Annotated in this window: 13 protein-coding genes; 9 read left to right on the top strand and 4 right to left on the bottom strand. The window is 67.6% G+C overall.

Going from position 1 to position 12,724, the window contains the following annotated elements; genetic code table 11:
- Positions 1-82: 82 nt before the first annotated feature.
- The 5 genes from Q8K84_RS01425 to Q8K84_RS01405 all read left to right on the top strand — a co-directional run bounded on the left by Q8K84_RS01425 (position 83) and on the right by Q8K84_RS01405 (position 3,570).
- Positions 83-793: a response regulator transcription factor gene (locus tag Q8K84_RS01425; protein WP_305279881.1), complete on the top strand. Its 711-nt coding sequence runs from the start codon at positions 83-85 to the stop codon at positions 791-793.
- Positions 762-2,399: a stimulus-sensing domain-containing protein gene (locus Q8K84_RS01420; RefSeq protein ID WP_305279878.1), complete on the top strand. Its 1,638-nt coding sequence runs from the start codon at positions 762-764 to the stop codon at positions 2,397-2,399. The genes Q8K84_RS01425 and Q8K84_RS01420 overlap by 32 nt, the downstream gene beginning before the upstream one ends.
- The gene (locus Q8K84_RS01415) at positions 2,396-2,809 is read left to right on the top strand and encodes an HPr kinase/phosphorylase (protein ID WP_305279875.1); all 414 of its coding nucleotides are present in this window, start codon (positions 2,396-2,398) and stop codon (positions 2,807-2,809) included. The genes Q8K84_RS01420 and Q8K84_RS01415 overlap by 4 nt, the downstream gene beginning before the upstream one ends.
- 87 nt (positions 2,810-2,896) lie before the next feature.
- Positions 2,897-3,301 carry a PTS sugar transporter subunit IIA gene (locus tag Q8K84_RS01410; protein WP_305279872.1) on the top strand — a complete coding sequence of 135 codons (405 nt, stop codon included), beginning with the start codon at positions 2,897-2,899 and terminating at the stop codon, positions 3,299-3,301.
- Entirely contained in the window at positions 3,298-3,570 is a 273-nt protein-coding gene (locus Q8K84_RS01405) for an HPr family phosphocarrier protein (RefSeq protein WP_305279869.1), read from the top strand. The genes Q8K84_RS01410 and Q8K84_RS01405 overlap by 4 nt, the downstream gene beginning before the upstream one ends.
- A 12-nt stretch (positions 3,571-3,582) precedes the next feature.
- Here the strand turns inward: Q8K84_RS01405 and Q8K84_RS01400 are convergent, their stop codons facing one another.
- The 3 genes from Q8K84_RS01400 to bioB all read right to left on the bottom strand — a co-directional run bounded on the left by Q8K84_RS01400 (position 3,583) and on the right by bioB (position 6,382).
- Positions 3,583-4,344 carry an ABC transporter permease gene (locus Q8K84_RS01400; RefSeq protein ID WP_305279867.1) on the bottom strand — a complete coding sequence of 254 codons (762 nt, stop codon included), beginning with the start codon at positions 4,342-4,344 and terminating at the stop codon, positions 3,583-3,585.
- A complete protein-coding gene (locus Q8K84_RS01395) occupies positions 4,341-5,276 on the bottom strand; it encodes an ABC transporter ATP-binding protein (RefSeq protein WP_305280036.1) in 936 nt (311 codons plus the stop codon). Before Q8K84_RS01395 ends, Q8K84_RS01400 begins: the two co-directional genes overlap by 4 nt.
- Before the next feature lie 110 nt (positions 5,277-5,386).
- Positions 5,387-6,382 carry a biotin synthase BioB gene (gene bioB / locus Q8K84_RS01390; protein WP_305279865.1) on the bottom strand — a complete coding sequence of 332 codons (996 nt, stop codon included), beginning with the start codon at positions 6,380-6,382 and terminating at the stop codon, positions 5,387-5,389.
- A gap of 98 nt (positions 6,383-6,480) precedes the next feature.
- Between bioB and Q8K84_RS01385 the strand changes: the two genes are divergently transcribed.
- The 4 genes from Q8K84_RS01385 to Q8K84_RS01370 all read left to right on the top strand — a co-directional run bounded on the left by Q8K84_RS01385 (position 6,481) and on the right by Q8K84_RS01370 (position 11,551).
- A complete protein-coding gene (locus Q8K84_RS01385) occupies positions 6,481-7,956 on the top strand; it encodes a CHAD domain-containing protein (protein ID WP_305279864.1) in 1,476 nt (491 codons plus the stop codon).
- A gap of 125 nt (positions 7,957-8,081) precedes the next feature.
- Positions 8,082-9,473 (top strand): adenosylhomocysteinase, encoded by a 1,392-nt coding sequence (gene ahcY / locus Q8K84_RS01380; protein WP_305279863.1) that lies wholly within the window; start codon positions 8,082-8,084, stop codon positions 9,471-9,473.
- A 99-nt stretch (positions 9,474-9,572) separates the two neighbouring features.
- Positions 9,573-10,418 carry a pyridoxal kinase gene (locus Q8K84_RS01375; RefSeq protein WP_305279861.1) on the top strand — a complete coding sequence of 282 codons (846 nt, stop codon included), beginning with the start codon at positions 9,573-9,575 and terminating at the stop codon, positions 10,416-10,418.
- On the top strand, positions 10,415-11,551 hold the full coding sequence (locus tag Q8K84_RS01370; RefSeq protein ID WP_370867813.1) for a serine hydrolase domain-containing protein: 1,137 nt from the start codon (positions 10,415-10,417) through the stop codon (positions 11,549-11,551). The genes Q8K84_RS01375 and Q8K84_RS01370 overlap by 4 nt, the downstream gene beginning before the upstream one ends.
- Here Q8K84_RS01370 and Q8K84_RS01365 read toward each other — a convergent pair.
- A complete protein-coding gene (locus tag Q8K84_RS01365) occupies positions 11,548-12,723 on the bottom strand; it encodes a carboxynorspermidine decarboxylase (protein ID WP_305279859.1) in 1,176 nt (391 codons plus the stop codon). The genes Q8K84_RS01370 and Q8K84_RS01365 overlap by 4 nt on opposite strands.
- Position 12,724 lies beyond the last annotated feature (1 nt).

The raw sequence follows: 12,724 nt of genomic DNA, 5'->3' as shown, positions 1-12,724 counted from the left end.
GAGTCGGCCGCGCCACATTGAGGCCATCAGGCGGAACCACTAGCTTCGCCTCAAGCCGAAGACTTCAGGAGTTCTGTTTCCCATGGCAAAGATCACCCTGGTCGATGACGACGAGAACATCGTCACCTCGGTCAGCCTCGCCCTGGAAAGCCACGGCCACACCGTGAAGGCCTTCTATGACGGCGCTGCGGGTCTGGCGGCCCTGGAGAACGAGCCCCCGGATCTGGCCATCCTCGACGTCAAGATGCCGCGGATGGACGGCATGGAGGTCCTGCGCCGTCTGCGTCGCACCAGCGACCTGCCGGTGATCATCCTGACCTCCAAGGACGACGAGATCGATGAGATCCTGGGCTTCAACCTCGGCGCCGACGACTACATGCACAAGCCGTTCAGCCAGCGCCTGCTGCTGGAGCGGGTGAAGGCGGTCCTGCGACGGGCCGGCGCCGATGGCGGCGAAGGGGTGGCTGGCCCGGTGTCCGAGGCCGAGGCCCGGGCGCTGAAGCGCGGCAAGCTGACCCTCGATCCCGCCCGTCACGACTGCCTGTGGGAGGAGCGGCCGGTAAAGCTGACCGTCACCGAGTTCCTGCTGCTGCAGTCTCTGGCCCAGCGTCCCGGCTTCGTGAAGAGCCGCGACAACCTGATGGATGCGGCCTACGACGATCAGGTCTATGTGGACGACCGCACCATCGACAGCCACATCAAGCGCATGCGCAAGAAGTTCCGCGAGCTGGACCCTGAGTTCGACGCAATCGAAACCCTCTATGGCGTCGGATACCGATATCGCGAGTCCTGAGCGACCGCCCCGGCGCGGGGGATGGCGATGGCTGCCCGGCTCGCGCCTGGGCCGGCTGATCATCGTCCTCAACCTGTTCGGTCTGACGATCCTGATCTCTGGCGCCCTGGTGCTGAATGAGCTGCGCCGGGGCCTGGTCAACGCCCGCATCGACAGCCTGACCACCCAGGGCGAGCTGCTGGCCACCATCATCGACCAGGCCGCTACGGTGGGCGAGCCGGAACCGATGATGGACGGGGCCTATGCCTCGGAAGTCCTGCAGCTTCTGTCCAATCCCCGCTCGCAGCGCGCGCGGCTGTTCGATGCCCAGGGCCGGCTGATCGCCGATTCCTACTGGGTGTCGGACCGCGTCGAGTGGCGCACGCTGCCCCCCGCCCGGGCCCGGGGGGATGGCCCCGGCCTTGACCTGAATCTGAGCAGCGGGACTGAGGAGAACGCCGACAGCACTGAGGCCGCCAAGGCCCAGGCCGCCCTGCGGGCCGAGGTGACGACCGCCCTGCGCGGCGTCCATTGGGCGGGCCTTCGGGTGGGCGCAGACGGAGAGCGCGTGGTCTCGGTGTCCATCCCGATCCAGCATGTGAAGGCGGTGCTGGGGGTGCTCACCCTGGAAGCCCGGGATGTGGACGAGATCATCGCCGCCGAACGGGCCGCTCTCCTGCCCTTCATTCTGATCGCGGTGGCGGTCTCCCTGATGTCCTCGCTGATTCTGAACCGGCTGATCGCCCACCCGGTCCGCCGGCTGGCCAGGGCCGCCGACCGGGTGCGCCTGGCCCGGGCCCGGGCGATCTCCGTCCCGGACATCTCCCGGCGGGATGACGAGCTGGGGGACCTGTCCCGCTCCCTGGAAGACATGACCCACGCCCTGTCGGAGCGGATTGACGCCATCGAGCGTTTCGCCGCCGATGTGGCCCATGAGATCCGCAATCCCCTGACCTCCCTGCGCTCGGCGGTGGAGACCCTGGGTCTGGTCGAGGAACCGGCGGCCCGGGACCGGCTGATGGCCGTGCTGCAGAACGACGTGCAGCGTCTGGACCGGCTGGTCACCGACATCTCCAACGCCTCGCGCCTGGACGCCGAACTGTCCCGGGAGCCGCCGACCCCGGTGGATCTGCGCCGGCTTATCTCTGACGTCGTCTCCCTCTACCAGGCCACCGTGCGGGCGGGGGAACCGACCGTGACCTTCACCATCCCCGAGGGTGTTGAGACCGTGATGGTGTCGGGCCAGGAAGGCGCGCTCGGCCAGGTCCTGCGCAACCTGATCGACAACGCCCGCTCCTTCAGCGCCCAGGACGGCGTCGTGCGGGTGGCCCTGGGCCGCCAGCGGGGCCTGGCGTTGATCACCGTGGATGACGATGGCCCCGGGATCCCGCCCGAGAACCTCGAGACCATCTTCGAGCGCTTCTACACCTCCCGGCCCAAGGGCACGGCCTTTGGCGGCAATTCAGGCCTGGGCCTGTCCATCGCCCGACAGATCATCCTCGCCCACGATGGAACCGTCAGGGCCGAGAACAGGCCGCGCCTCGACGACGGCGCTGGCGCGCCCGAGGCGGGGGACGAGATCGCCGGCGCCCGCTTCACCGTGATCCTCCCCGAGGCCCGCCGGTGATCCTGCATGCGGGACTGATCGCGAGGTTGGGGCCGGCCGGCTGGCGCGGCGTTCTGATCGAGGGGCCGTCGGGTTCGGGCAAGAGCGATCTGGCCCTGCGCTGCCTCCAGGAGGGCTTTCGCCTGGTGGCCGACGACCGGGTTCTGACCTGGGTTTCGGGGGGAAGGCTGTATGGCCGCGCCCCTGACAGTCTCGCCGGGCGCCTGGAGATTCGGGGGCTTGGCGTGCGGAGGATCTCAGCCCTTCCGCAGGCGCCGGTGGTCCTCTGGATCCGGCTGGGCGCCCCGGCGCGGATGCCCGATCTCGAAACTGTGACACATCTTGGGGTGGAAATACCCCTGCTGACGCTCGCGGGACTGGAGAATTCGGCCCCTGTGAAACTGAGTCACGCCCTGGACTCACTTGGATGAAGGCCGGAAGGCGCGTATCACACCCGGCTTCTGGTCCGCATTCTGCGACAGCGCGGCCGACAGGGGATAGCCTTTGAGAGCGTGGGCATGATCGGGCTCGTGATCGTCACGCACGGGCGATTGGCCGCAGAGTTCGTATCGGCGATGGAGCATGTGGTCGGACCGCAGAGCGCGGTAGAGGCCATTTGCATCGGACCCGATGACGACATGGAACGGCGACGGATGGACATCCTCGCCGCCTGCGCGCGGGCGGATTCCGGAACAGGCGTCATCCTGCTCACCGACATGTTCGGCGGCACGCCCTCCAACCTCGCCATCTCGGTGATGGAACAGACCCGGGCCGAGGTGATCGCCGGCCTCAACCTTCCCATGCTGATCAAGCTGGCCAGCGTCCGCACCCGGTGTGGTCTGGAAGACTGCGTCTCCGCCGCCCAGGAGGCGGGACGCAAGTACATCTCCGTCGCCTCCTACGTCCTGGCGGGCGAAAAATGACCGCCGAACGAACGATCGAGATCCTCAACAAGCGGGGTCTGCACGCCCGCGCCTCGGCCAAGTTCGTCAAGCTTGCCTCGGCCTATGACGCCGAGGTCCTGGTCTCCAAGGACGGCCAGAGCGTCGATGCCCGCTCGATCATGGGCCTGATGATGCTGGCCGCCGGCCCCGGCAGCACCATCCATATCGCCGCCGAGGGCGAGCAGGCCGCAGACGCCCTTGAGGCCCTCTGCGCCCTGGTCGCCGCCCGCTTCGAGGAAGACCAGTAGGTCTTCGCCGCCTCAGGCCTTCAGCTTGTAGCCGGTGCGGAAGATCCAGATGATCGCGGCCAGGCAGAGCGCCATGAAGCCGAGCGTCATGGCGATGCTGATCCCGATATCGACGTCGGAGACCCCATAGAAGCTCCAGCGGAAGCCGCTGACCAGATAGACCACCGGATTGAACAGGGTGATGGTCTGCCAGACCGGCGGCAGCATGCTGATCGAATAGAAGCTGCCGCCCAGGAAGGTGAGCGGCATCACCACCAGCATCGGGATGATCTGCAGCTTTTCCCAGCCGTCGGCCCAGACCCCGATGACGAAGCCGAACAGGCTGAAGGTCACCGCCGTCAGCACCAGAAAGCCCAGCATCACAAACGGATGGGCGATCTCGTAGGCCACAAAGATCCGGGCCGTGGCCAGGATGATGAGCCCCAGGATGATCGACTTGGTGGCCGCGGCCCCCACATAGCCCGCGACGATCTCCACCACCGAGATCGGCGCCGAGAGCACCTCATAGATGGTGCCTGAGAACTTCGGCATATAGATGCCGAACGAGGCGTTGGAGATGCTCTCCGTCAGCAGGGACAGCATGATCAGGCCGGGGATGATGAAGGCGCCGTAGCTGATCCCGTCGATCTCCACCATCCGCGAGCCGATGGCCGAACCAAACACCACGAAATAGAGCGAGGTGGAGATCACCGGCGAGGCGATGGACTGCATCAGGGTCCGCCAGGTCCGCGCCAGCTCGAACTGGTAGATGGCCTTGACCGCATAGAGGTTCATTGGGGCGCCCTCACCAGGCTGACGAAGATGTCCTCAAGCGAGCTCTGCTTGGTCTGCAGGTCCTTGAAGTCGATGCCGTAGGTCTCCAGCCGGCGCAGCAGGGCGGCGATGCCGGTGTCCTCGGCCTGGGCGTCGAAGGTGTAGATCAGCTCGTGGCCATCAGCCGCCAGCTCCAGGGGCTCCCCGGCCAATTCGGGCGGAATGGCGGCCAGCGGGCTCTGCAAGTGCAGGGTCAGGCGCCGTTCGCCCAGCTGCCGCATCAGGACGTCCTTGTCCTGGACCAGGATGATTTCGCCCTTGCGGATCACCCCGATCCGGTCGGCCATCTCCTCGGCCTCCTCGATATAGTGGGTGGTCAGGATGATGGTGACCCCGCTCTGGCGCAGGGCGCGCACCATCTCCCACATGTCCCGGCGCAGCTCGACATCGACGCCGGCCGTGGGCTCGTCGAGGAACAGGATTTTGGGCTCATGCGACAGGGCCTTGGCGATCATCACCCGGCGCTTCATGCCGCCTGAAAGCGCCATGATCTTGGAGTCCTTCTTGTCCCAGAGGGACAGGTCCTTGAGCACCTTTTCCAGATGCGCCGGATTGGGGCTCTTGCCGAACAGCCCGCGGCTGAACTTGACGGTGTCCCAGACCGTCTCGAAGGCGTCGGTGGACAGCTCCTGGGGCACCAGGCCGATCTTGGATCGCGCCGCGCGGAACTCGCGGACGATGTCGTGCCCGTCAGCCAGAACCTCGCCGGAGGTCGGATTGACGATGCCGCAGATGATCGAGATCAGGGTGGTCTTGCCGGCCCCATTCGGGCCCAGCAGGGCGAAGATTTCCCCCTCCCGGATATCCAGGTCGACGCCCTTGAGGGCGGAAAAGCCTCCGGCATAGGTCTTGGTCAGACCCTTCACGGAAATAATTGACGACAACCGCAGCACTCCCCTCGGCGTCACAGCCAGATAGGCGTCCCGACGAGGCGAGACTAGGTCCTAGGACGTCCAAAGGTTGTCCGGGCCGACAGCGCCTGTGGGAAAGTGACTGTCGCCGCCTAGACGGCCCCAGCTGAGGCGGTCCCCATGGGGCGGAGGCCAAGCTCGGCCATCAGGGCCGCGTCGGTGTCCTTGTCAGGGTTGCTGGTGGTCAGCAGCTTGCCGCCGACAAACATGGAGTTGGCGCCGGCCAGGAAGCAGAGGGCCTGCAGCTCCCGGGACATGTGCTCGCGCCCGGCCGACAGGCGGACCACCGCCTTGGGGCAGACGATCCGGGCCACGGCGATCATGCGCACGAATTCCAGCCCGTCCACCGCCTCGCTGTCGCCCAGCGGCGTACCGGGAATGGGCATCAGGTCGTTGATCGGCAGGCTGTCGGGATGGGCCGGCAGGGTGGCCAGGGCGTGCAGCAGGCCCGCGCGGTCCCGGCGGGTCTCGCCCATGCCGACAATGCCCCCGCAGCAGGTGGAGAGCCCAGCGTCCCGCACCGCGGCCAGGGTGTCCAGTCGGTCCTGATAGGTCCGCGTGGTCACCACCTGATCGTAATAGTCCGGCCCGGTGTCGAGGTTGTGATTGTAGTAGTCGAGGCCGGCGTCCTTGAGCGCCTGGGCCTGATCCGGCTTCAGCATGCCCAGCGTGGCGCAGGTCTCCAGGCCCAGCGCCTTCACGCCGGAGATCATGGCGGCGACCTTGGGCAGGTCGCGATCCTTCAGGTCGCGCCAGGCCGCCCCCATGCAGAAGCGCTGGGCGCCCCCGGCCTTGGCCTCGGCGGCGGCGGCGATCACGGTCTGCGCCTCCATCAGCTTGCTGGCGGCCACCCCGGTCTGGAAGTGCTGGGACTGGCTGCAATAGCCGCAGTTCTCGGCGCAGCCCCCGGTCTTGACCGACAGAAGCTGGGACAGCTGCACCTCGGACGGATCGAACCAGCGCCGGTGGATGGCGGCGGCCTCGAACACCAGCTCCATGAACGGACGCTCGAAAAGCGCCTCGATTTCCTCCAGCGTCCAGTTTTGACGCGGCAGGGCGGGGTCGACATGGCGGATCGGGGCGTTCATGGGGAGCACTCCTGGTCTGCGCCGCGGCGCAATCGCTATGGCCTCCCCTATAGGATGCTTGGCCGGGGAGGAAAACGCCTTCGCAACGGAGCCGACTCTTGAGCGTCACCCCGGAAGAGACCGAATTGAAATTCCTCTGCGAGCCCGCCGACATAGAGGCGGTGCTCAGCGCCGCGCCCGAGGGCGAGGACGGGGCGATCGAGCTGGCGGCCATCTATTTCGACACCCCGGAACGACGCCTGCGCGACCTTGGCGCGGGCCTGCGTATCCGCCAGGAGCCGCAGGGCCGGCGCCAGACCCTGAAGGCCGGCAAGGGCCTGCGTCGACAGGAGCATGAGATCGCCGTCGACAGCGATCAGCCTGACGCCAGCCACGGACCCCTGCGCGATCTCCTGGGCGACGAGCAGGTGGCGCGGCTGGAGCCGTTGTTCGCCGTTCAGGTGCGCCGCCGAGTGCGCAACCTCGTCTGGGACGACGCCCAGATCGAGCTGGCCCTGGACCAGGGCGAGATCCTCGCCGGGGGTCACCGGACCAGCCTCTGTGAGGTGGAACTGGAGCTCAAGACTGGTGATCCTGCCGCTCTGTTCTCCCTCGCCCGACGGCTCTTTGAGGCCGCGCCCCTCTATCTGAGTTTCGAGACCAAGGCGGACCAGGGGTTCGCCCTGGTCGAGGGCGAAGAAGACTCCCGTCGCCACGGCGTCGTGGGGCTGAACCCTGAGGTCAGCGCGGCCACCGCCTTCCAGGCCATCGCCCGCACCGCCCTGGCCCAGATCGCCGCCAACGGCCTGATCCTGCGGCGGGGCGGTGATTCCCCCGACGCCGTACATCAGCTGCGGGTGGCCGTGCGCCGCCTGCGCAGCGCCATGAGCACCTTCAAGCCCCTGGTGGCCGGAGAAGCTCTGGACATCCTCAAGGCCGAGCTCAAATGGCTGGCCGGGACCTGTGACGAGGCCCGCAACCTCGACGTCTTTCTGGAAGAGACCTATCGGCCCGCAGCGCAAGGGACCGCCGCCATTCATGGGCTCGCCGATCTCGGGCAAGCCCTGGAGGCCGCCCGGGGCAAGGCCCACGCCCGGGCCCGCGGGGCGGCGGCCTCGACCCGCTTCCGCGCCCTGCTGCTGGACCTGCACGCCTGGATCGAAACCGGTGACTGGCTCGACGGGTTGGCGGACGGGGGCGGGACGGGGGCGGATTTCGCCATCGCCGCCCTCAGCGGCCGTCGGCGCAAGCTGGCCAAGCGCGGCCGGGGCCTGATGGAGCTGTCGGACGGCGAACGCCACCAGGTGCGCATCCAGGCCAAGAAGCTGCGCTATGCCGCCGAGGCCTTCCGGCCCCTGCTCAAGGACAAGGCCGCCCGCCGGCTGATCAAGAAGACCAAGGGGCTGCAGAGCGCCCTCGGCGCCCTGAACGACGGGGCCACCGCCGAGGCCCTGCTGACCAGCCTCGCCCTGGACGGCCCGGCGCTCTATGCCGCCGGACATCTGGCCGGCGAGATCGCCAGCCATCGGGATGGCCGGCTGCGGGCTGCGGCCCGGGCCTGGAGCGCCTATCGCGACGTCGATGACCCTTGGTAAGAAAGATATAAGGATATCCTTATACGTTCCTTGCTCCGGACCGGCGTCCCGGCTATAGAGCGCCAAAACCGAACGTAGAGGCGCGCCATGCGTGCGCCGGCGACAGGACCGCAGGACCCACCGACATGACCGACTACATCGTCAGGGACATCAGCCTGGCTGACTTTGGCCGCAAGGAAATCGAGATCGCCGAGACCGAAATGCCCGGTCTGATGGCCACCCGCGAAGAGTTTGGCGCCAGCCAGCCCCTGAAGGGCGCCCGCATCGCCGGCTCCCTGCACATGACGATCCAGACCGCGGTCCTGATCCAGACCCTGGAAGCCCTGGGCGCCGAGGTCCGCTGGGCCTCGTGCAACATCTTCTCCACCCAGGACCACGCCGCCGCCGCCATCGCCGCGGCCGGCACGCCGGTGTTCGCCATCAAGGGCGAGACCCTGGTGGAGTACTGGGAGTACGCCCACAAGATCTTCGAATGGGCTGACGGCGGCTATCCCAACCTGATCCTCGACGACGGCGGCGACGCCACCCTGCTGACCGTGCTCGGTCCCAAGGCCGAGAAGGACCCCTCGGTCCTGAACAACCCGCAGAACGAAGAGGAAGAAGCCCTCTATGCGGTGATGAAGCGCTACCTCGCCGAGAAGCCCGGCTTCTATTCGGCCATCCGGGAATCCATCAAGGGCGTGTCCGAAGAGACCACCACGGGGGTTCACCGCCTCTATCAGATGGCTGAGCGGGGCGAGCTGCCCTACCCCGCCATCAATGTGAACGACAGCGTCACCAAGTCGAAGTTCGACAACCTCTATGGCTGCCGCGAGAGCCTGGTCGACGCCATCCGCCGCGGCACCGACGTCATGTTGGCCGGCAAGACTGCCGTGGTCATGGGCTATGGCGACGTGGGCAAGGGCTCGGCCGCTTCGCTGCGCAACGGCGGCGCCCGGGTCATGGTCACCGAGGTCGATCCGATCTGCGCCCTGCAGGCGGCCATGGAAGGCTATGAGGTCGTCACCGTCGAGGACGTGGCCGACAAGGCCGACATCTTCGTCACCGCCACCGGCAACAAGGATGTGCTGACCGTCGATCACATGCGGGCGATGAAGAACAACGCCATTGTCTGCAACATCGGCCACTTCGACTCCGAGATTCAGATCGCCGGCCTGCGCAACTTCAAGTGGGACAAGATCAAGGATCAGGTCCACCACGTGGAATTCCCCGACGGCAAGAAGATCATCGTCCTGTCGGAAGGCCGGCTGGTGAACCTGGGCAACGCCACGGGTCATCCGAGCTTTGTGATGAGCGCCTCCTTCACCAACCAGACCCTGGCGCAGATCGAGCTGTGGCAGAACGGCGGCCGCTACGAGACCAAGGTCTACACCCTGCCCAAGCACCTGGACGAGAAGGTCGCCATCCTTCACCTGGAAAAACTCGGCGCCAAGCTGACCCGTCTCAGCAAGGAACAGGCCGACTATATTGGCGTGCCGGAAGCTGGCCCGTTCAAGCCGGACCACTACCGATACTAGAACTGCACCTGCGACTTTCGCGGGTCTCGGGAGAATTATTTGCAACGCTGCGTCGTGTCCCCTTGCGGGACCCGGCGCGGCGCTTCTCTATGCGGCCCCATGCCGCTCGCCCTCATTATTTCCAGTCACGTCGCCGCCAGCCAGGTTGGCGGCTCCGCCCAGGCCCTGGCGCTGGCGCCCTTCAAGGTGGACGCCATGGTCGTCCCCACCGTCCTCTATGGACGTCATCCCGGCTGGGGCCCCCCTGGGGGGGCGGCCGTGCCGGTGGACGCCATTGACGGCATGCTCGATGGCATCGAGGCCAACGGCTATTTCTCCCAGATCGACCTGGTCATCACCGGCTATTTCGCCAGCGCGCTGCAGGTGCGCTCCGCGGCCCGGGCCATCGACGCCGTCCGCGCCGCCCCCCGGGACGCCGGCGCCCGCAAGCCCTTCGTCATCGTCGATCCAACCCTGGGAGACTCGGGCAAGGGCCTCTATGTGCCCATCGACGTGGCTGAGGCGGTCACCGCCGACCTGGTCCCCCGGGCCGACCTCATCGCCTGCAACACCTGGGAGCTGCAGCGGCTCACCGGCGCCGAGACCCGCAACCCCGCCCAGGCCCTGGCCGGCGCCCGGCTGCTGGGCAAGCCAGCCCTGATCTCCTCGGTCGCCCGGGGGGAGGAGATCGGCGTGATCTATGCCGACCGCAAGGAGGCCTGGCTGGCGGCTCACGCCCCCTCGCCCGACGCTCCCAAGGGAACCGGCGACCTGCTGACCGCCCTCTATGGCGCCGCCGTCCTCGACGGTCTCGCCCCGGCCTACGCCCTGCCCCGGGCCGTCGGCGGGGTGGCCGAAACGGTTTCAGCGGCCCATATGTGGAAGGCGCGGGAACTTCCCCTGGTGGCCATGGCCCAGCGGCTGAAGGCCACCTCCCCGCATGTCCGCATGGAGCGACTGAACTGACGACGACGGCGAGGGATATTCACGGCCATTGCGCGGCGGGCTTCGAGGCTGTCGCGAGCGCCTTCGAAGACAACTTCGCCCGGGGCGAGGAGCTTGGCGCGCGGTTTGCCCTGGTCAAGGATGGCGAGCTGATCGTCGACCTCTGGGCCGGCCACGCCGATCGCGCCCGCACCCAGCCGTTTACCGCCGACACCCTGACCCCGCTGTTTTCCACCACCAAGGCGCTCGCCGCCCTGATGATCGCGCGCCTCATTGAACAGGGACGCCTGGCCTATGACCAGCCGGTGGCCGAGGTCTGGCCGGAATTCGCGCAGGCCGGCAAGGGCGAGATCACCGTCGAACAGGTCCTGTCGCATCAGGCCGGCCTGTCGGGCTTTGTGGAGGCCATCGAACCGTCCCTGTGGTTCGACTGGGACGCCATCTGCGCCAGGCTGGCGGCCATGACGCCCCTGTGGCCGCCGGGAACCGCCAGCGGCTATCACCCGGTGACCTACGGCTACCTCGCCGGCGAGATCTTCCGCCGGGTCGACGGCCGGACGATGGGGACGGCCCTGCGCGAAGACATCGCCCGCCCCTTCGACCTCGACCTGTGGATCGGCCTGCCGGACTCAGAACACGGCCGTTGCGCCGACTTGCAGCGCCCGCCGGCCTTTCCCGACTTCGGCGAGATCAATGCCCCCACCAAGGCCGCCTTCCTCGAGCCCTGGTCCTCGCCGGGCGGTCGCGGTCAGGCGGAATGGCGGCGCGCCGAGATCCCGTCGGCCAACGGGCACGCCACAGCGCCTGCGCTGGCCCGGCTGATGGGCGCCCTGGCGTCCGGCGGCTGGCTGGAGGGCGAGATGATCCTGTCGCCGGCCCTGATCGCCGAGATGGCCCGCGAGCGGATCGCCGGCCAGGACCTCGTCCTGCCTTTCGTGATGAGCTGGGGGGCCGGCGTCATGCGCAATGGGCCGCTGAAACCCTGGGGGCCGGGGGAAGCGACCTTCGGCCATTCCGGCTGGGGCGGCTCATGCGCCTTTGCAGACCCTCAGACCGGGCTGGCCGGGGCCTATGTGATGAACAGGCAGTCGGCCCACCTGATGGGCGATCCCCGCGCCAAGCGGCTGATCGAGGCGGCTTACGCCAGCCTCTAGGACAGGCGGTCGCGGAACTCGGTGTAGTCGAACTCGCGCACCATCTTCAGGGCGTCGGTGTCGCTGTTCCAGAGCGCGATGGCCGGCAGGGGCACGCCGTTGAAGGTGTTGGTCTTGACCATCGAATAGTGCGCCTGATCGAGGAAGGCGATGCGGGTCCCAGGCGCCGGGCGCTGCTCAAACAGGTAGTCGCCGATGATGTCGCCGGCCAGGCAGGACGGGCCGCCCAGGCGAACGCTGACCCCGTCATCCGGCTCGCCCATCATCGCCGGGCGGTAGGGCGCCTCGATCACATCGGGCATGTGGCAGGTGGCCGAGATGTCGGTGATGCCGATGGCCATGCCGTTGTCGAAAACGTCCAGCACCTCGCCCACCAGGATGCCGGCGTCGAGCGCGATGGCTTCGCCCGGCTCCAGGAACAGCGCGATCCCATGGCGCGCCTTCACCTCGGCCAGGAAGGCCACCAGGGCCTCGCGGTCATAGTCGGCCCGGGTGATGTGGTGGCCGCCGCCTAAGTTCACCCACTTGATCTGCTGGCCCAGCACGCCGGCGAGCCGCGGCTCCAGCGAAGCCCAGATGCGGCTGAGCGGCTCGAACCCTTGTTCACAGAGCGCATGGATGTGCAGGCCATCAACGCCCCGCAGGCTTTCAGGCGTCAGTTGCGAGACCGGAAAGCCCAGGCGTGAGCCGATCTGGCAGGGGTCGTACTTGGCGACCTCGGCCTCGCTGTGCTCGGGGTTCAGCCGCAGGCCGATCTGGAAGGTCTCGCCCGCCGCCCGCGCGGCCTCGATCAGGTCTGAGAACCGCGCGATCTGGTCGGGTGAGTTGAAGATCACCGTGTCTGACAGCCGCAGAATCTCCGGCAGGTCAGCGGCCTTGTAGGCCGGCGAATAGGTGGTCAGCTCGCCGGAAAAGAACTCCCGCGCCAGCCGGGCTTCCCAGAGGCCCGAGGCGCAGACCCCGTCCAGATGCTCGCCCACCAGACCGGCCAGCGACCACATGGAAAAGGCCTTCAGCGCCAGCAGCACCTGGGCGCCGCCGCGCTCGCCCACATCGGCCAGGACGCTGAGATTGCGCGCAATCGCCGCCTCATCGACCACGAAACAGGGGGACGGCACGCGGGCCAGGTCAAACCGGGAAAACGCGCCGGCGCCGCCGGCCTTGGTCTCCATG

This window comes from Phenylobacterium sp., from assembly GCF_030679875.1.
In the GTDB taxonomy this organism is placed as follows: domain Bacteria; phylum Pseudomonadota; class Alphaproteobacteria; order Caulobacterales; family Caulobacteraceae; genus Phenylobacterium.
This window is presented reverse-complemented; position numbering and strand designations above follow the sequence as displayed.

Excerpts from the sequence above, each read along its gene's own strand:
- Q8K84_RS01425 (WP_305279881.1), top strand. The coding sequence starts at position 83 with ATGGCAAAGATCACCCTGGTCGATGACGACGAGAACATCGTCACCTCG.
- Q8K84_RS01420 (WP_305279878.1), top strand. The coding sequence starts at position 762 with ATGGCGTCGGATACCGATATCGCGAGTCCTGAGCGACCGCCCCGGCGC.
- Q8K84_RS01410 (WP_305279872.1), top strand. The coding sequence starts at position 2,897 with ATGATCGGGCTCGTGATCGTCACGCACGGGCGATTGGCCGCAGAGTTC.
- Q8K84_RS01405 (WP_305279869.1), top strand. The coding sequence starts at position 3,298 with ATGACCGCCGAACGAACGATCGAGATCCTCAACAAGCGGGGTCTGCAC.
- Q8K84_RS01400 (WP_305279867.1), bottom strand. The coding sequence starts at position 4,344 with ATGAACCTCTATGCGGTCAAGGCCATCTACCAGTTCGAGCTGGCGCGG.
- bioB (WP_305279865.1), bottom strand. The coding sequence starts at position 6,382 with ATGAACGCCCCGATCCGCCATGTCGACCCCGCCCTGCCGCGTCAAAAC.
- ahcY (WP_305279863.1), top strand. The coding sequence starts at position 8,082 with ATGACCGACTACATCGTCAGGGACATCAGCCTGGCTGACTTTGGCCGC.
- Q8K84_RS01375 (WP_305279861.1), top strand. The coding sequence starts at position 9,573 with ATGCCGCTCGCCCTCATTATTTCCAGTCACGTCGCCGCCAGCCAGGTT.
- Q8K84_RS01365 (WP_305279859.1), bottom strand. The coding sequence starts at position 12,723 with ATGGAGACCAAGGCCGGCGGCGCCGGCGCGTTTTCCCGGTTTGACCTG.